Below are 17,438 nucleotides of genomic sequence, written 5' to 3'. Positions count from 1 at the left end.
TTACAGGCAGCGAAATTCGCTGCCTGTATTACGCTTAGAAAAGCAAAACATGAAGAGGATGGCTGATGTATCGCACATTAAGCTGGCGCAATATTCCCAATGCGAGAACGTTGTTTGCCCTGGTCTTCATGGCGGGCATCGGCTTAATCATCTCCATCGTCGCACTGCTCTATCTATCCCTGCATCTTATCAGCACCAAAACCAACGAAATTGATGAACACCGCACGGCGCTTTCCGTGCAGGGGTCTATTCAGACATCGGTTAACCGCGTCTCCTCTCTGGTGCTTGATAACGCCGTCTGGGACGATGCGGTGCGGGAGGCCTACCGTCCCACGCTCGATACCGACTGGTTGTACAACACCTGGGGTACTGGCTTTAAAATCAATAACCTCTATGACGGCACCTTCGTGCTGGATGAGCATTTCAACGTCCTCTGGGGATCGTTTCAAAGCCGGCCCTTTAACGAAAAAAACCTCGACTTCTTTGGTAAAGGCCTCAAAGCGCTTATCGACCAGCACGGGCGCGAGCTTGCGGGCGAAAAAAATATCTATGCGGGGATCAGCCAGACGCGCAACGGCGTGGCCTTTGTCGGCATTGGGCTGATTCGCCCGATGGTCGGCAGCTTACAGGTCCACGACGGAACGCGCCGCTATCTGGTGATTACCCGCCATCTGAACGCCAGAATATTATCCGACCTGGGCGGCACCTTTCAGATCGATAACCTCCATTTTACCCCGGGCAAAATCAACGATCGCAGTATGCCGCTGCACAGTGCGGCAGGGGAGTTGGTCGGATATCTGAACTGGCAGGCGCGGCTCCCGGGCGCACAGGCCGCCCGGGCGGCATCGTCTGATATCAGGCAGATTGTGGTGCTGGTGTCGGGGCTGATTCTGCTCTTCATTCTGGTGAGCAGCGTGGGGCTGTACAAACTCGCGCGCGGCGAAAGCCAGGCGCGTCTGGTCGCAAGAACGGACTGGCTAAGCCATCTGCCGAACCGACGCGCGCTTATAGAAACGCTTGATCGGGTGCGTTTACGCGGCGATACCGACGTCAAAAGCGTGGTGTTTATCGATCTGGACGGTTTTAAAGATGTGAATGACATCTACGGCCACAGCGTGGGTGACGACCTCATCGTGGCGATAGCAAAAACGCTGAATGAACGCGTGCCGCCGGGCGGGATGCTGGCGCGCATGGGCGGGGATGAGTTTGCCATGACCATCGGTGGAGATGATGCAGAGGCGCAGGCTACCGCCTTTGCCGTTTCCGTGCTGGATTTTCTCACCACCCCGGTTCAGCTGGGGGAACGCACCATCCATATCGGTGCCAGCATCGGCATCGCCAGCGGAACCCTGACGGAATGCAACAGTTCCGAACTGTTTCGCCGTGCCGATATTGCCATGTATCACGCCAAAATGAGCGGGAAAGGGCGTATTACCCACTACGACGCGGAGCTGAACAGCGTCCGGGAACGCAAGCTGGCGATTGAAAATCAGATCCGCAGCGGTCTGGAGCGCGATGAGTTTGAGGTCTGGTATCAGCCGATCGTTGACGCCCGCAGTCAGACAATGAGCAGCGTCGAAGCGCTGGTCCGCTGGCCACGTCGCCCGGAGGGGCCGCTGGGTCCGGACACCTTTATCGCCATTGCGGAGACCAGCGGTCTGATTTACAAGCTGGGTCAGTTCGTATTGCAGCGAGCCTGTGAGGATCTGCAGCCGTACGGTGAATTAAAGCTCTCCGTGAATATCTCCCCCGCGCAATTTCGCGATCCTGCCTTCGAAGAAAAAGTGGCCAGCGTGCTGGAGAGCACCCGTTTCCCGGCCAACCGGCTGCAGCTTGAGGTTACGGAGTCGTATGTACTGGAAAATCCGGAGCGAGCCCGCATGGCGATAGCGAATCTTAAAGCGCTGGGTACGGCGGTGGCGCTGGATGACTTTGGCACCGGCTATTCCAGCATTGGCTATTTGCGGCGTTTTAACTTCGACACCATCAAGATCGATAAATCCCTGGCCGGGCTGGTGGATAACGATGAACAGGCGGCCGCGCTGGTGAGCGGTACGGTGCGGATCGCCAATGCGCTGGGCATGGCGGTGGTGGCAGAAGGGGTGGAAACCGAGAAGCAAATGAAACTGCTGCGGCTGGCTGGCTGCGATCAACTGCAGGGTTTTTGGTTCAGCCAGCCGATGCCAATTGAGTCAATCAAAGCGTTACGTAAGGTCAGACGCTGCTGATTTACTGCTGCGCCAGCGCTTCCAGCTGGTCGCGGAAACCGGTAACGGACAAGGCGCGGTTATCGGCGCGCCACCGGTCTTTTGCCGCCGGCGCAGAGCTCTGGACACCAATCAACTGCCAGCCATTGTCGGTTTTCAGCATCAGCGGCGAACCACTGTCACCCGGCAACGTATCGCACTGATGCGAGAGTACGCTGGTTTGCGCCCAGCCCGTCACAATACAGTCGCTGTGCGTATAAAGCGTATCCAGATGATCGACAGGATAGCCTGACTGCGTCACCTTTCGGTCGGCGGCTTTCAGCGCGGCGGTGAGGGCGGCCTTGTCGCCGTCAAATAACGGCAGCGGCGTAATGCCCGAAGGCGGGTAGCGTAAAACGATCAGGCCAAAGTCCCATGAGGCGGCCGCCGGTGGCACTATCCAGCCGTCGCCATCCGGCTTCAGGCGTTTGCCGAGAGACGGATCGACCCGTCCTTCAATGCCGTGGATTTCATAGCGCCAGGTCCCTTTTTGCGACACAAACCGCAAGGCAACCGCTTTATCCGGCTTGCCGTTTGGCGGCGTTAACAGGCAGTGGCCTGCCGTCAGGGCAAGCTGCGGGGTGATCAGCGTCGCGGTGCATAAGTTACCGCTGGCGGTTTCCAGTTGACCTATAGCATCCCAGGGGGCCTGGGTGGGATCGGCGACGCGCGTACGATCGTCATGACCGAAAAAAAGCGTCTTTAGCTCTTTCGCGCTAATGGTGTCATCACCGCCATCATCCGCATGTGAGAATCCAGAAAAAAGACCAAACGTTCCCAGTAACAACACAACAGATTTACGCATATCACACTCTGGTGGGGGTAATTATGATTATTAAAAGTGAACCCTATGAAAATACTATAGACGGGACAGCGCTAAAGTGGGAGTAAAATCAGCGTGCTACAATCAGGAAAGATAAAAATGGCTGGCGATGAGCGCGCATAAAATAAGCAGGATAAGAATCAGCTCAAACCGATAGCGTCGCAGCATACGCCCTCCGGAAATAAAAAAACGGCGCGGAACCTGTTCCGGTTCAGCGCCGGTTTACCAACGTGCCCCGAAGGGCACGGTTAAGCTTGTACTCTTACGCAGCTGGCTGTGCAGCTGGTTTAGCAGCTTCGTGTTTTACTGCTTTTTTGTGATGCTTTTTAGCAGCCTGAGCTTTCTGTTCTACAGCCGGTTTGGTCGCTTTTTTGTGGTGCTTTTTAGCAGCCTGCGCTTTCTGCTCTACAGCCGGTTTGGTCGCTTTTTTGTGATGCTTTTTAGCAGCCTGCGCTTTCTGCTCTACAGCCGGTTTAGCGGCTTTCTTGTGGTGCTTTTTGGCAGCCTGAGCTTTCTGCTCGGTTGGTGCTGCGGTTGCTGGCGCAGCGGCTTCTTTTTTCACTGCAGCTTTGTGATGTTTCTTATGGTGAACCGCTTTTGCTGGCGCAGCGGTGGTGGTTGCTGCAGGCGCGGCAGCCGGTGCAGCAGTTGCGGTAGTGTCAGCAGCAAATGCAGCAGAAGACAGACCCATAGCAGCGGCAACAACCAGAGCTAATACTTTATTCATTCTCATACCCTCGAATTTGGTTTTTCATTTAACCCCACTGCGGGGCCGTTGAAATAACTATATCCCTGTAAATTCGAGGTTTCCGTGAGTGATTGGTATCGGCGTGTAACGGAATGTACAGAGGGGAGGAAAGTGTACGAACAGGCCAAACGCCGCTGCTCGTACGGGCCTCTGTTATTTGTTCAGTGTGGCCAGAATAGCCGCCGGAGACTGACTGCCTATAATCGTCCGTGATTCAGGCTCGATCACCACCATTACCGGGGTGATGCTAATGCCCAGTCGTTCTGCCAGTGCAGATTGCCGCGCGATCAGATCGGAACAGGCTGTGGTGGTATCGTTATCCGGTAAAAATCCCGCCATCGCTTGTTGCAGGCTTTTGACCTTATCGGTTGAACACCAGACGCGCCCCATATCTTCAATTACCGAGTCGCGAATGGCGTTGGGCGCAACGGTCAGAAACGACATCGTCAAACCGGCATCCGTATATTGCTTAACGTTTTTCACTACGTTGCTGCAGTAAATGCACTGGTTATCAATAAACACCAGCAGCTTATATTTTTCAGCAGGAGCCTGAAACGTGATGGGCTGGAGGTCTGCAAGAGAGCGGGTAATATCGTTGAACGCGTCTTGCGGGGTATTATCCGTGGCTGCGAAAGTACTTAAACTGGTCGCACACAGAATGGCTAACATCGTTTTCATTATGCCTTTCATCATTCATCCCTTTATTTTTTTAATCCTGACCTGATGGCAGTCTAATTGTGTCGGAAGGACACGCATTCATACACCCGACGCAATCATGACAACATGTGCTAAATCATATTCTTATTGAAAAGGGTGAGAAGAGTGCCGGAGCAGGCTCCGGCAGAGGGATTAAAGATAACGGGAGGTCAGATGTTCGCGGAAGTAACGGATATTCAGATCTTCGCCCGTCGCCTGGGTGATTAATTGCGACGTGCTGAAACGGCTGCCGTGCTGCCAGATGTTCTGACGCAGCCACTCAAAGAGTGCGGAAAAATCGCCTTCAGCGATGGAGGTCTGCAGACCCGGCAGTGCGGTTCGGGCGGCATGGAACAGCTGCGCGGCGTACATAGCGCCAAGCGTGTATGACGGGAAGTAACCAAAACCGCCATCGGTCCAGTGGATGTCCTGCATACAGCCGTTGCGGTAGTTGTCTTTGGTGGATAATCCGAGCCAGGCCTGCATTTTCTCATCCCACAGGGAGGGAATATCGTCCACCTCGATCTCGCCGTTGATCAGCGCACGCTCAATCTCATAGCGCAGCACCACGTGTGCCGGGTAGCTCACTTCGTCCGCATCGACGCGGATATAGCCAGGCTTCACGCGCTGGTTCCAGGCAATGAAGTTCTCTTCGCTGAACGCCGCCTGGCTGCCAAAGCGGGCGTGTACCGCAGGGAGAAGATGCCTGAGGAAGGCTTCACTGCGCCCCAACTGCATTTCAAAGAACAGGCTCTGTGACTCATGGATCGCGGTTGAGCGCGCCAGGGCAACCGGCTGTCCTGCCCACGCGCGCGGCAGGTTTTGTTCGTAGCGGGCGTGTCCAGTTTCGTGGATCACGCCAAACAGCGCGCTGAGCAGCTCATCTTCGTCATAGCGCGTGGTGATGCGCACGTCTTCCGGGACGCCGCCGCAGAACGGGTGCGCGCTCACGTCCAGGCGACCGCCGTTAAAATCGAAGCCAAGCATCTTCATGGCTTCAAGGCCCAGCTCACGCTGTGTTGCCGTCGGGAAGGGGCCTTGCGGCGGAATAAACGACCGTTGAGCCTGCTTTTCCACCACGTTTGCCAGCAGGTCCGGGAGCCAGGACTTCATATCGCCGAACAGAACGTCCAGACGCGCGCTGGTCATGTCGGGTTCAAAAATGTCCAGCAGCGCGTCGTACGGCGTACAGCCTTTGGCTTCGGCCCGCAGGCGAGCCTCTTCGCGGCTGAGTTTGACCACCTCTTTCAGGTTGGCGGAAAAACCCTGCCAGTCGTTAGCGGGGCGCTGAGTACGCCAGGCGTGTTCACACTTGCTGCCCGCCAGGGATTTGGCTTCCACCAGCGATTCCGGCAGCAGAGTGGCCTGCTGGTAGTGGCGCGTCATTTCGCGCAGGTTGGCCTGTTCGACATCATTCAGATCTTCACCTGCCGCCGCCGCTAACAGGTCGCCGACTTTTTTATCGGTCAGGATCTGATGTTGCAGGACGCTCATCTCCGCGAGTGCTTCACCGCGCGCGGCGCTGCCGCCCGGCGGCATCATCGTGAACATATCCCAGCTGGCGATGGAGGAGAGGTGGGAGAAGCGGGAGAGACGCTGGAAGGTGCGGGTGAGTTGTTGGTAGTTATTGTTTTTCATGAAGTCCTCGTGTCTGAATCAGCCGATGACAAAAATTAGCATCGGCTTGATTTAAACACGAAGGCGCTGGAATGTTAATGCAGACGTTTATGCAAACTGGTGCCCACCAGCAGCGCCGCGCACAGCATCAGCGCGATAAACCCGCCCACGCCGTTCCAGCCGTAGTTATGCCAGAACACGCCGCCGAGGGTCCCGGCGATGCTGGAGCCCAGGTAATAGCTGAACAGATACAGCGATGATGCCTGGCCTTTGGCGCGACGCGCGCGCGGGCCAATCCAGCTGCTGGCGACCGAGTGGGCGGCGAAGAACCCGGCGGAGAAGAGCAGCATCCCGGCAAAGATGAACCACAGCGAGGAAAAGAGCGTCAGCAGCAGGCCGAGTAACATCACGCCCGTGAATACCAGCAGTACCGGCCCGCGTCCATAGCGTGCGGTCATCGCCCCGGCTTTCGGCGAGCTCCACGTGCCGGTGAGATAGGCCACAGAAAGCAAACCGACAACGGCCTGATTCAGATGCCACGGCGAGAGCATCAGGCGGTAGCCAATATAGTTAAACAGCGTGACGAAGGCGCCCATCAGCAGGAAGCCGATCAGAAACAGGCGCGGGAGCCCTTTGTCGCGCCAGTGCAGGCGGAAGTTGATAAACAGCGTTTTCGGGCGCAGCGATGTCGGGCGGAAATGACGCGATTCCGGCAGAATTTTCCAGAACATCAGCGCTGATGCCAGCGCAAAACATCCGATTACCGCCAGCGCAATACGCCAGTTAAAGAAATCCGTAAACACCCCGCTCAGCAGGCGGCCGCTCATTCCGCCAATCGAGTTCCCGCTGATGTAAAGCCCCATAGAGAAAGCAACAAAGCTCGGGTGGATCTCCTCGCTGAGGTAGGTCATCCCGACCGCCGCCACGCCGCTGAGCGAGAGCCCAATCAGCGCGCGCATCACCAGAATACCGTGCCAGCTGGTCATCATGGTCGAGAGTAACGTACAGACCGACGCCAGCATCAGCGCGGTTACCATCACCGGTTTACGGCCAATGGCGTCGGACAGCGGCCCGGTAAAGAGCAGGCCAATCGCCAGCATGCCGGTAGAAACAGAGAGCGAAACGCTGCTGCTGGCAGGCGATACGCCAAACTCATGTGAGAGAACGGGCAGGATCGGCTGAACGCAATAGAGCAGGGCGAAGGTCGCCAGACCGGCGGAAAAGAGCGCCAGCGTGACGCGCATAAATTGGGGGGTACCACGTTTAATGAACTGGACCGGCTGCGGTGCTGCGGGTAAATCATCGATATCTCTTGCCGGATCGATATCAATAGTCGTTGTACGGCTCACACAATTTCCTTGCTTAAACATCCCCGTGATTTCTGGTGACGGGTATGACCACCTGTTCAGGGTAGGAAAATGTAAATATTCTGTCTAATATATTAATAATCTCAAATGATACTTTAAAAATATGAATATCGAGCTGCGTCATCTTCGCTACTTTGTCGCCGTCGCCGAGGAGCTGCATTTTGGCCGCGCGGCGGCACGGCTGAATATCTCTCAGCCACCGTTAAGCCAGCAGATTCAGATCCTGGAGCAGCAGGTCGGGGCGCGCCTTCTGGCCCGCACCAACCGCAGCGTGAGCCTGACGGCGGCGGGTAAACAGTTCCTGATCGACAGCCGACAAATTCTGAGCATGGTCGATGACGCCGCCGCCCGTGCTGAACGGCTCTATCTCGGGGAAGCCGGAGAGCTTCGGATCGGGTTTACCTCGTCCGCGCCGTTTATCAGCGCCGTCTCGGAGACCCTTTCGTCATTTCGTCGCCATTTTCCGGATGTTCACATTCAGACGCGCGAAATCAACACCCGCGAGCAGATTGCGCCGCTGAATGAGGGATCGCTGGATCTGGGGCTGATGCGTAACACTCAACTGCCGGACACGCTGGCGTGGGAGGTTATCCTGCGCGAACCGCTGATGGCCATGATCCCGCACGATCACCCGCTGGCGTCGCGTCCGTCGGTTTCGCTGGCAGAGCTGGCAAAAGAGCCGTTTGTCTTTTTTGACCCGCAGGTCGGGACGGGCCTGTATGACGATATCCTGGGGCTGATGCGCCGCTACGATCTTGCCCCGGTCATCACCCAGGAGGTAGGGGAAGCGATGACCATTATCGGCCTGGTCGCGGCCGGTCTGGGCGTATCTATTCTTCCGGCCTCCTTTAAGCGGGTGCAACTGCGCGAAATGCGCTGGGTGACCATCGCCGAAGAGGATGCCGTTTCCGAAATGTGGCTGGTGTGGTCAAAACACCGTGAACAGAGCCATGCCGCACAGCGCTTCAAACAGCAGCTAATGAGCGCCTCTGCCGGGCGGCATTTTCACGTAAAAGAGGGTAAAAATGTGCGGTAAATCACATGGCTAAGTAAATATTTGACGACGGCCATGCAAGTGCTTCACCATAGCAAACAGTTTATTTCGAAGCTCGAAAATAAGGGAGTACGAGGTGGTTGCTGATAGTCAGCCAGGGCATATCGATCAGATTAAGCAGACCAACGCTGGCGCGGTGTATCGCCTGATTGATCAGCTTGGTCCGGTTTCGCGTATCGATCTTTCGCGCCTGGCACAACTGGCACCTGCCAGTATCACCAAGATTGTCCGCGAAATGCTGGAAGCGCACCTGGTTCAGGAGACGGAAATTCAGGAGCCGGGCAGCCGCGGTCGTCCGGCAGTCGGGCTGGTGGTTGAAACGGAAGCGTGGCACTACCTGTCACTGCGCATCAGCCGGGGGGAGATCTTCCTTGCGCTGCGCGACCTGAGCAGCAAGCTGGTGGTGGAAGACCGTCTTGAACTGCCGCTCAACGCGGAGGAACCGCTCCTCGACGCGATTGTCTCGCATATCGATCACTTCTTTATCCGCCATCAGCAGCGGCTTGAACGCTTAACCGCGATTGCCATCACCATGCCGGGCATTATTGATACCGAAAACGGGATTGTTCACCGCATGCCGTTTTACGACGATGTCAAAGAGATGCCGCTGGGCGAGGTGCTGAAAAACCATACCGGCGTACCGGTCTATATCCAGCATGACATCAGCGCCTGGACAATGGCGGAAGCGCTGTTTGGCGCGTCGCGCGGCGCGCGGGATGTGATTCAGGTGGTCATCGACCATAACGTTGGGGCGGGCGTGATTACCGACGGACGTCTTCTCCACGCCGGGAGCAGTAGCCTGGTGGAAATCGGTCATACCCAGGTCGACCCGTACGGCAAGCGCTGCTACTGCGGAAACCACGGCTGTCTGGAGACCATTGCCAGCGTGGAAAGCGTGCTGGAGCTTGCGCAGGTCCGGCTCAGCCAGTCCATGAGCTCCTCGCTGCACGGACAACCCCTGACGGTGGATTCCCTCTGCGCCGCCGCGCGCCAGGGCGATCTGCTGGCGAAGGACATTATTACCGGCGTGGGGAATAACGTTGGCCGCATACTGGCCATTATGGTGAACCTCTTCAATCCGCAAAAAATCCTTATTGGCTCACCGCTGAGCCAGGCGGCGGAGATCCTCTTCCCGGCGATTTCGGCCTGCATCCATCAGCAGTCGCTTCCCGCCTACAGCAAAAATATTGCGGTAGAAAGCACCCAGTTTTCCAACCAGGGAACCATGGCCGGCGCGGCGCTGGTCAAAGATGCCATGTATAACGGCTCGCTGTTGATCCGCCTGCTGCAGGGTTAACTCTTTTCCGCAGATGTAAGAAAAATTGCGCTATCTCAAGCCGGGTAGCGCACGCATCCCGTAGACTTCCTCCACTGAATTATTTACCTGGTTTATATTTTCGAAGCATACCCAAGAGGTGGAGTGAGTCATGCTTAAGCGTTTCTTTGTTACTGGTACAGATACCTCTGTCGGCAAGACCGTCGTATCCCGCGCATTGCTGCAGGCGCTGGCAGCAAGCGGTAAACGCGTGGCAGGGTACAAACCGGTCGCAAAAGGGAGTAAAGAGACGCCAGAGGGATTGCGTAATAAAGACGCCCTGGTGCTGCAAAGCGTCTCGTCGCTGGAACTGCCTTATCACGCGGTCAATCCCATTGCGTTAAGCGAAGAGGAGAGCAGCGTAGCGCACAGCGGCCTGATTAATTATCCCCTGTTGTCCGACGGCCTGGCGAACCTGAGCGAGAAGGTTGACCACGTGGTGGTGGAAGGGACGGGCGGCTGGCGCAGCCTGATGAATGATTTGCGCCCGCTGTCTGAATGGGTCGTACAGGAACAGCTTCCGGTGGTAATGGTGGTGGGTATCCAGGAAGGGTGCATCAACCACGCGCTGCTGACGGCGCAGGCGATCGCCAATGACGGCCTGCCGCTGATTGGCTGGGTAGCAAACCGCATCAACCCGGGCCTGGCGCACTACGCCGAGATCATCGACGTGCTGAGCAAAAAGCTGCCCGGGCCGCTGGTGGGTGAACTGCCTTATCTGCCCCGCGCCGAGCAGCGCGAGCTAGCGCAGTACATCGATCTCTCTGCCCTCGGTGGCGTGTTGACCGTAGACCGAGTCGTGGCGTAACGTCCGCGACAGCACGGACGCCACCACGCAGGCGACCAGCAGGCCGGGCAGTAAAAAATACTGCCCGGTCATTTCACAGACCATCAGCGCTGACATAATGGGCGCATGCGTGGTCGCGGCAAGTAGCGTTGCCATCCCCGCCAGACCCAGCAAAATCGCCGTCTCAGAGCCCGGCAGCCACAGCGCGAAAAGCTGCGCGAACAGCATTCCTGTTGCCATACCGACAAACAGCGTGGGCGTAAACACCCCTCCGGGCGCGCCCGATCCGCTGCTCGCCAGTACCGCCAGCAGTTTACAAACAAACACCCCGGCAATGACCGACAGCAGCGGCGGGGCGAGCAGAAAAGCCTGAACCACGCTGTAGCCATTCCCCCACACCTTCGGCGTGAGAAGAGACAGCAGCCCGACGATCGCACCGCCCAGCGCTAATTGCCACGGCGGCGAAAGGTTGAGGCGCAGGAAAAGCCCGTGGCTGACGTCCATCAGCCACATCAGCAGCGGTCCGCAGAGGCCCGCCACCAGCCCCATCGCGACGAGAAGAGCATAATCGGCCGCGGTGAGGATGCCGCTCAGATGGACCGCGTAGAGCGTACCCGCGCCCGGTGCCAGGAGCTGCGTCGTAAGAAGCGCCACCACCGCCGCGATCACCACGGGGCCGAGCGAGGCCAGCATCAGCGTGCCAAACAGAATTTCCGCGATGAACAGGCTTCCGGCCAGGGGCGCGTGATAGGCGCTGGCCATCCCGGCGGCGGCACCGCAGGCTATCCATAATTTCCATTCGGATTTGGGCGTAAAGCGCCGGGCGAAAAGGGAGGCGGCCAGGGCGGCAAGCAGGATCATCGCCCCTTCACGCCCGATGGCGCTTCCGCTGGCCACGACCAGCAGCGAGGCAAGGGATTTCACAAGGCTGGCGCCGTAGTCAAACTGGCCGTCTCCGGTCTCCAGCGCTTCCATGTAATCGGTGGGAGCATGAGGCCGCTGCGCGGTCAGGCGCTGCCAGCCCCAGAGCAGCAGTCCGGCGGCCAGCCCACCCAGTGCGGGCGTCAATGCGCGTCGCCAGGGCGAGAGCGACGCGGCCGCATTCACCAGGCTGCCGCTGTCGTTGCTGAGAAGCAGCCACTCCAGCAGGTACATGCTGTGGCGGAATACCGCAACGGCCAGCGCGGCCAGCACGCCGGTGACGGTGGCAATCAGCAGACGACGAAACATCGCGCGGATGTCGGGGTAGGTATGAAGACGTTGCATGGGTCGCGTTTTAACGGGGACGATACGATATTGTGGCGGGAAATCGCGGGGTTAGCAAAAGGTCTGCGTGCGAAAAGCCGGGCGATGCCCGGCCAGAAAGGTTAGCTGTCGCTATGAATATTCAGCGCCCGGCGCGTACGCCCGGAGCTCAGGTACTCGGCAATATAGTCCTGCGAAATCTCGCCGTTGTAGCGACCGTCCTCATCCACGATCGGCATCCAGCTGGTATTACTCTCATACAGACGTGAAAGCACCACGCGCAGGTTGTCTTCCGCCTTGCCGGTCATGCGGAACGGATGCAGGATGTCGGCGCAGGTACCGCTGGCGTTACGCGCTTCGCGACGCTTCACAAAGCCCTGCGGTTTGCCGTGCTCGTCAACCACCGTAACGGCCCGAATGTCGTTATCATCCATGGTCGCAAAGGCTTCGGGAAGCGGAGTAGAGCCCCGCACCGTAATGGTCGGCTGCTGGTCGGTGACGTCGCCCGCCGATACCAGCAGCAGACGCTTCAGCGTCCGGTCCTGACCGACAAACGAGCCGACAAACTCGTTCGCCGGTTTCGCCAGCAGCTCATCCGGGCTGGCGCACTGCACGATTTTCCCCTGACGGAACACCGCAATACGGTCGCCGAGCTTCAGGGCTTCGTCGATATCGTGGCTGACCAGCATGACGGTTTTTTTCAGCTTGCGCTGCATCTCCAGGAACTGGTTCTGGATCACCTCGCGGTTGATCGGGTCCACCGCGCCGAAGGGTTCATCCATCAGCAGTACCGGAGGATCCGCCGCCAGGGCGCGGATCACGCCGATACGCTGCTGCTGGCCGCCGGACATCTCGCGCGGGTAGCGGTTGAGGAACTTATGCGGATCCATCGCCACCATATCCATCAGCTCTTCGGCGCGGATTTTGCAGCGCGCTTTATCCCAGCCCAGCATGCGCGGCACGACGGTGATGTTCTCTTCGATGGTCATGTTCGGGAACAGGCCAATCTGCTGGATAACGTAGCCAATGTTGCGGCGCAGGGTGACGGTGTCCATCCCGCTGGTGTCTTCACCGTTGATCAGGATTGTCCCGCTGCTTGGGGTAATGAGGCGGTTAATCATCTTCAGGGTGGTGGTCTTCCCGCAGCCGGAGGGGCCGAGCAGGACGCACATTTCCCCTTCGGGTACGGTCAGGTTAACGTTGTCGACGGCCTTAAAGGACTGGCCGGGCTTCTGTGAAAATTGTTTGGTGAGGTTTTCCAGTTTTATCATTATCGAATCCCCTTTGGAGTCAGAACCACCTGCAGACGGTGCAGCAGCCAGTCGAGCACAATCGCTAAAAGACAAATCATCAGCGCGCCCGCAATCAACATGCGAATATCGCTTCCGCCGATGCCGTTGAGCAGCAGCAGGCCCAGACCGCCCGCGCCGATCACGGCGGCAATCGCCATCACGCCGATATTCATCACCACGGCGGTGCGGATCCCGCCGAAAATCACCGGCAGCGCCATCGGGATCTCGACCCAGCGCAGACGCTGCCAGAAGGTCATGCCGATGCCGCGTCCGGCTTCGCGCAGGCCCGGCGGCAGGCTGTCGAGCGCCGTATGGGTGTTACGCACAATCGGCAGCAGCGAGTAGAGAAACACCGCCGTGATCGCGGGCAGGGCGCCAATACCCTGACCGATCAGCGAAAACAGCGGGATCATCAGGCCAAACAGGGCGATGGACGGAATGGTCAGCACGATGGTAGCAATCCCCAGCACCGGCGTTGCCAGCCACTTATGGCGGACAATCAGAATGCCCAGCGGTACGCCGATGATGATGGCTAAACCTACGGCCAGCGCCACCAGCCACAGGTGCTGAAGGGTGAGGGTTAAGAGGTAATCCCAGTTGTCGAGAATGTAGTGAATCGTCTCCATAGCGCCTCCTACAGCAGCTGTTTGCTACGCAGGAAATCGCGGGCGACCTGCTGCGGTGACTGATGGTCGATATCCACCTTCTTGTTCAGCTCGGTGATAACGTCGTTGTTGAGCTGCGCCGAGAGGGTGTTGAGCGCCTCTTCCAGACCGGGGTTGGCCTCCAGCGTGTCCTTACGCACCACCGGCGTCACCGCGTAGCTCGGGAAGAAGCCTTTATCGTCTTTCAGCACCTTGAGGTCGAAGCCTTTCACGCGCCCGTCGGTGGTGTAAATCAGACCGGCGTCAACGAAGCCGTCGCGCACCGCGTTATAGACCAGACCGGGGTCCATTTGACGAATTTGCGGGCGGTCCAGATCCATCTTGTAGGCCGCCTGAAGCGGCTTCATGCCGTCGCTGCGTCCGGCAAATTCCAGGTCCAGGCCCAGCAGCCAGTTTTTGTCCGGGTTGGTTTTACGGACCTGCTCAATCTTCGCCACCATCTCTGACATGGTGTTGATGTGTTCCGCCTCGGCGCGCTTGCGCTGCATTGCGAAAGCGTAGGTGTTGTTCATGTCGGCGGGCTTGAGCCAGACCAGACCGTGCTTCGCGTCCAGGCGTTTCACCGTCTCATAAGACTCCTGCGGCGACATGCGCTTGTTGATGTGGTTAAAGATGATCAGCGACGTGCCGGTGTACTCCCAGGTCATATCAATCTGCTTGTTGATCATCGCGTTGCGGGAGATCACCGTGGCAATGTTGGTTTGCGGCTGGACCTGAAAACCTTTCTTTTGCAGGTACTGCACGGTCATCGCCGAGAGAATATGCTGCTCGGTAAAGCTCTTGGTCGCCAGAATCAGCGGGGCCGCCATCGCCTGGCTGGTGAACAGCGCCGCGGCACACAGCGCCGTCAGGCCGGAAAACAGTCTCATAAAAGCTCCTTGTTATAGTTATCGAGCGAGATGGGGACTCATTACGCGACCCAGCGCCGCCAGCAGGGTATCGAGGATCAGGGCGAACAGGGCGGTGGCCGCCGCGCCGAGGATCAGGGTCGGGAAATCGTTCAGGTAAATGCCGGGGAAAATCAGCTCGCCGTAGCTGCTGGCGCCAATCAGGAACGCCAGCGGCGCGGTACCGACGTTTATGGCGGTGGCGATGCGGATCCCCGAGAGCATGACCGGCCAGGCGGCTGGCAGCTCAACCTGACGCAGACGCTGCCATTTGGTCATCCCGATGCCGTTTGCCGCTTCCAGCAGCGACGGCGGTACCGAGCACAGCCCGGCGTAGGTATTGCGCACGATCGGCAGCAGCGAGGCGAGGAACAGGGCGATGATGGCGGGCGTATCGCCAATGCCAATCACCACCATCGCCAGCGCCAGCACGGCCAGCGGCGGGAGCGTGTTGCCGACGTTGAAGATTTGCATCACATATTCGACGATCCCCCGCGCGGCCGGGCGGCTCAGCAGAATACCGGCTGGAATACCGACCAGCAGGGCAAAAAACATCGATGAGAAAACCAGAATCATGTGCTGTTGCCCGAGATAAACCAGGTCAACTTGGCGCTCCCTTATCGTTTCCAGCCCGATGCCCCAGACGAGGAGGGCGAGGACCACGATAATGGCGCCGACAAACAGCAGCGAACGTTTGAGTAATGGGTGCATTGCGGTGTGTCTCCCTGTGCGCATGCGTTATAGCAACCACCGGTTGCCTGTTGTTATGCCATGTTTCGGCAGGGGTATTTCACCTATAGCAAGCGTTTGGGAAGGGTTCCAGCGAAGGGGTAAAATCAGTAACCCTATGAAAACAGTGACAACCTTGGGTTAAGCCTTATGGCATAAGGGCTGATTGAGGGTCAGGCAGAATAGTCCTAAAGCGAATTTTTAGATGTGACGGTGTCACATCTAAAGAGCTCATACGCCGGATATCGGTCATTAACTTCAAAGAGAGGCACGAACCCGTCGAACCCGCGTCGAGACGGTGATAATTGAAACGATAGCGACCACGGCGAGCATCAACCCGAGCGCCAGCATGGCGTTAAACCCGATCCATCTGAACAGCAGCAGCCCCGCGATGCCGCCCGAAATAAACGAGAAAAGGGTGGTTAAGTGGGTTGTCAGCTGGCTTTTTTGCGCCGCCGTATCTTTGGAGTAATCCCTGCGCAGCATCGCCATCAGTACCGAGGCCAGGGATATCCCCGCGTCCGTCAGCGTGCCGGTAATGTGCGTCGATCTCACCCGTCCGCCGGAAAGCTGCGTGGAGGTGGAGTTATGAATGCCCATTAGTCCGCACAGAAAAAGAATAATCACGCGGTTGCTGGTGAGGGCATGAAAATACATCTCGTAGAAGGAGACGCCGGTCAGTAATAACCCTTCGACAAACAGGATCTGGCAAAAAACCAGCCTGACGTTATGGATAATGCCCCATATCACAATCATGCGCGCAACAATGGCGCCTGCAACAAAAGAGAGAATAATCGAGCCGAAGAAAATCATATCGCTCAGATCGGTGGAAGAAACTTCGCTGGATAACTGGGAGGTGTTGCCGGTCATGTGTGAGGGGAAAAAACCAAATGCCCCGAGAGCGATGGCATTCAGCAAACCTGCCGAGGTCGCCAGCCAGAGAGCAAGCCGGCGATCCTCCTTATGCGTTCGTTCTTTCTTGAGTCTAATCAGCAAGAATACCTCCAGATTGAGCTTTGCCTGAATATTCAGGCTAGCAAAGCGGCGCAACGGGCTGTCCAGGATATGGCTTAATTATTATTCCCTCTGACGACTTTCAGGGTTTAGTAATTAATTAAAATATCCTTACTCAAAATGGGGTCGAGAATACTTTAAATCATGCCGTTATTTCCGTGACGCAAAAACGCCGGTCGCTGGTTAAGGCGTTCAAACCAGGCCTCAATCGCGGGCACGTCGGGCTTATCAAAGGGCGTCATTTTCCAGCGATTCACCGACAGCCCAAGCACCACGTCCGCAAGGGTAAACGTCTCGCCTGCCGCAAAGGCGCCGGTGCGCTGCAGCTGGTTTTCCAGGATGGTGATGCAGTGGTTCCACTCTTTTATTCCCGCCGCAATACGTTCAGGATCGTTAAAGTCCGGGTTTTTACGCCCCAGCGCCGGGAAGACATAGCGCCAGGCGTTGTTAAATTCGGTCGCCTGCCAGTCCATCCAGCGCTCGACGTTGGCGCAGGCCTGCGGTTCTGCGGGCAGCAGATCGTGACGTCCGGCCTTGCGCGCCAGGTAACGGCAGATGGCGTTGGACTCCCACAGCACGAAATCGTCATCGATCAGCACCGGCACCATGGCGTTGGGATTCAGCGCGCGGAAGGCCTCCGTTTCCGTTGAGGCAAAACCGCTGCCGTAATCTTCCTGTAGATATTCGAGGCCTGCTTCTTCGCAGGTCCAGAGCACTTTACGAACGTTAATGGAGGTGGTTTTGCCGAGGATGGTGATCATTGCGCAGGTGTCCTTTAGAGGAATGAATTGTCTAAAAACAATACACCAGTTGCGCGGGGAAGGTTGGGGCAAAATTTAGTGGGATGTACTGTCTTGCCCAATCGACCCCTTCCGGCGGATGCCTATCTTTTTGCTGTCTCAGACAACTGCGCCGCGCTCGTACCGCAGGAGTTGTCGATGGTACAAAGCCAG

General features: G+C 57.5%; 16 protein-coding genes. 4 read left to right on the top strand and 12 right to left on the bottom strand.

Going from position 1 to position 17,438, the window contains the following annotated elements:
* Nucleotides 1–65: 65 nt before the first annotated feature.
* Complete coding sequence (locus HCH49_RS06740; protein ID WP_039262697.1) at nucleotides 66–2,228, top strand: bifunctional diguanylate cyclase/phosphodiesterase; 2,163 nt, start codon at nucleotides 66–68, stop codon at nucleotides 2,226–2,228.
* A 1-nt stretch (nucleotide 2,229) separates the two neighbouring features.
* Here the strand turns inward: HCH49_RS06740 and HCH49_RS06735 are convergent, their stop codons facing one another.
* From HCH49_RS06735 to HCH49_RS06715, 5 genes are all read right to left on the bottom strand, one after another.
* Nucleotides 2,230–3,051, bottom strand: a complete 822-nt coding sequence (locus HCH49_RS06735; protein WP_033145374.1) for a serine protease — start codon at nucleotides 3,049–3,051, stop codon at nucleotides 2,230–2,232.
* A 280-nt stretch (nucleotides 3,052–3,331) separates the two neighbouring features.
* Nucleotides 3,332–3,796: an acid resistance repetitive basic protein Asr gene (gene asr, locus HCH49_RS06730; RefSeq protein ID WP_096150484.1), complete on the bottom strand. Its 465-nt coding sequence runs from the start codon at nucleotides 3,794–3,796 to the stop codon at nucleotides 3,332–3,334.
* A gap of 174 nt (nucleotides 3,797–3,970) precedes the next feature.
* Nucleotides 3,971–4,495 (bottom strand): thioredoxin fold domain-containing protein, encoded by a 525-nt coding sequence (locus tag HCH49_RS06725; RefSeq protein ID WP_226855153.1) that lies wholly within the window; start codon nucleotides 4,493–4,495, stop codon nucleotides 3,971–3,973.
* A gap of 171 nt (nucleotides 4,496–4,666) precedes the next feature.
* Complete coding sequence (locus tag HCH49_RS06720) at nucleotides 4,667–6,151, bottom strand: carboxypeptidase M32 (protein ID WP_221702443.1); 1,485 nt, start codon at nucleotides 6,149–6,151, stop codon at nucleotides 4,667–4,669.
* Between the two features lie 74 nt (nucleotides 6,152–6,225).
* Nucleotides 6,226–7,479 (bottom strand): MFS transporter, encoded by a 1,254-nt coding sequence (locus HCH49_RS06715; RefSeq protein ID WP_221702442.1) that lies wholly within the window; start codon nucleotides 7,477–7,479, stop codon nucleotides 6,226–6,228.
* Between the two features lie 121 nt (nucleotides 7,480–7,600).
* Between HCH49_RS06715 and HCH49_RS06710 the strand changes: the two genes are divergently transcribed.
* The 3 genes from HCH49_RS06710 to bioD all read left to right on the top strand — a co-directional run bounded on the left by HCH49_RS06710 (nucleotide 7,601) and on the right by bioD (nucleotide 10,674).
* Nucleotides 7,601–8,533, top strand: a complete 933-nt coding sequence (locus tag HCH49_RS06710; RefSeq protein ID WP_064672395.1) for a LysR family transcriptional regulator — start codon at nucleotides 7,601–7,603, stop codon at nucleotides 8,531–8,533.
* Between the two features lie 94 nt (nucleotides 8,534–8,627).
* Nucleotides 8,628–9,848 carry a sugar metabolism global transcriptional regulator Mlc gene (mlc, locus tag HCH49_RS06705; protein WP_023311510.1) on the top strand — a complete coding sequence of 407 codons (1,221 nt, stop codon included), beginning with the start codon at nucleotides 8,628–8,630 and terminating at the stop codon, nucleotides 9,846–9,848.
* Nucleotides 9,849–9,978: 130 nt separating this feature from the next.
* Nucleotides 9,979–10,674 carry a dethiobiotin synthase gene (bioD, locus tag HCH49_RS06700; RefSeq protein ID WP_023311511.1) on the top strand — a complete coding sequence of 232 codons (696 nt, stop codon included), beginning with the start codon at nucleotides 9,979–9,981 and terminating at the stop codon, nucleotides 10,672–10,674.
* On the opposite strand, the gene clcB is transcribed toward bioD, so the two are convergent.
* From clcB to HCH49_RS06665, 7 genes are all read right to left on the bottom strand, one after another.
* Nucleotides 10,609–11,919: a voltage-gated ClC-type chloride channel ClcB gene (gene clcB, locus HCH49_RS06695; RefSeq protein ID WP_221702441.1), complete on the bottom strand. Its 1,311-nt coding sequence runs from the start codon at nucleotides 11,917–11,919 to the stop codon at nucleotides 10,609–10,611. The genes bioD and clcB overlap by 66 nt on opposite strands.
* 101 nt (nucleotides 11,920–12,020) lie before the next feature.
* Nucleotides 12,021–13,169: an osmoprotectant ABC transporter ATP-binding protein OsmV gene (gene osmV, locus HCH49_RS06690; protein ID WP_221702440.1), complete on the bottom strand. Its 1,149-nt coding sequence runs from the start codon at nucleotides 13,167–13,169 to the stop codon at nucleotides 12,021–12,023.
* Nucleotides 13,169–13,816 carry an osmoprotectant ABC transporter permease OsmW gene (gene osmW, locus HCH49_RS06685; RefSeq protein WP_006808875.1) on the bottom strand — a complete coding sequence of 216 codons (648 nt, stop codon included), beginning with the start codon at nucleotides 13,814–13,816 and terminating at the stop codon, nucleotides 13,169–13,171. The genes osmV and osmW overlap by 1 nt, the downstream gene beginning before the upstream one ends.
* A gap of 8 nt (nucleotides 13,817–13,824) precedes the next feature.
* Nucleotides 13,825–14,724, bottom strand: coding sequence for an osmoprotectant ABC transporter substrate-binding protein OsmX (gene osmX, locus HCH49_RS06680; RefSeq protein ID WP_167818828.1), 900 nt, complete (start codon nucleotides 14,722–14,724; stop codon nucleotides 13,825–13,827).
* An 18-nt stretch (nucleotides 14,725–14,742) separates the two neighbouring features.
* Nucleotides 14,743–15,453: an osmoprotectant ABC transporter permease OsmY gene (gene osmY / locus HCH49_RS06675; RefSeq protein WP_221702439.1), complete on the bottom strand. Its 711-nt coding sequence runs from the start codon at nucleotides 15,451–15,453 to the stop codon at nucleotides 14,743–14,745.
* Between the two features lie 276 nt (nucleotides 15,454–15,729).
* Nucleotides 15,730–16,467 carry a YoaK family protein gene (locus HCH49_RS06670; protein ID WP_167818830.1) on the bottom strand — a complete coding sequence of 246 codons (738 nt, stop codon included), beginning with the start codon at nucleotides 16,465–16,467 and terminating at the stop codon, nucleotides 15,730–15,732.
* A 155-nt stretch (nucleotides 16,468–16,622) separates the two neighbouring features.
* Complete coding sequence (locus HCH49_RS06665; RefSeq protein WP_033145385.1) at nucleotides 16,623–17,246, bottom strand: glutathione S-transferase family protein; 624 nt, start codon at nucleotides 17,244–17,246, stop codon at nucleotides 16,623–16,625.
* Nucleotides 17,247–17,438 lie beyond the last annotated feature (192 nt).

Origin of the sequence: Enterobacter sp. Y17, assembly GCF_019730495.1 — a bacterium.
Taxonomy (GTDB): domain Bacteria; phylum Pseudomonadota; class Gammaproteobacteria; order Enterobacterales; family Enterobacteriaceae; genus Enterobacter; species Enterobacter asburiae_B.
Note: the sequence above shows the minus strand (reverse complement) of the source record. Positions and strands in the feature narration are given on the sequence as shown.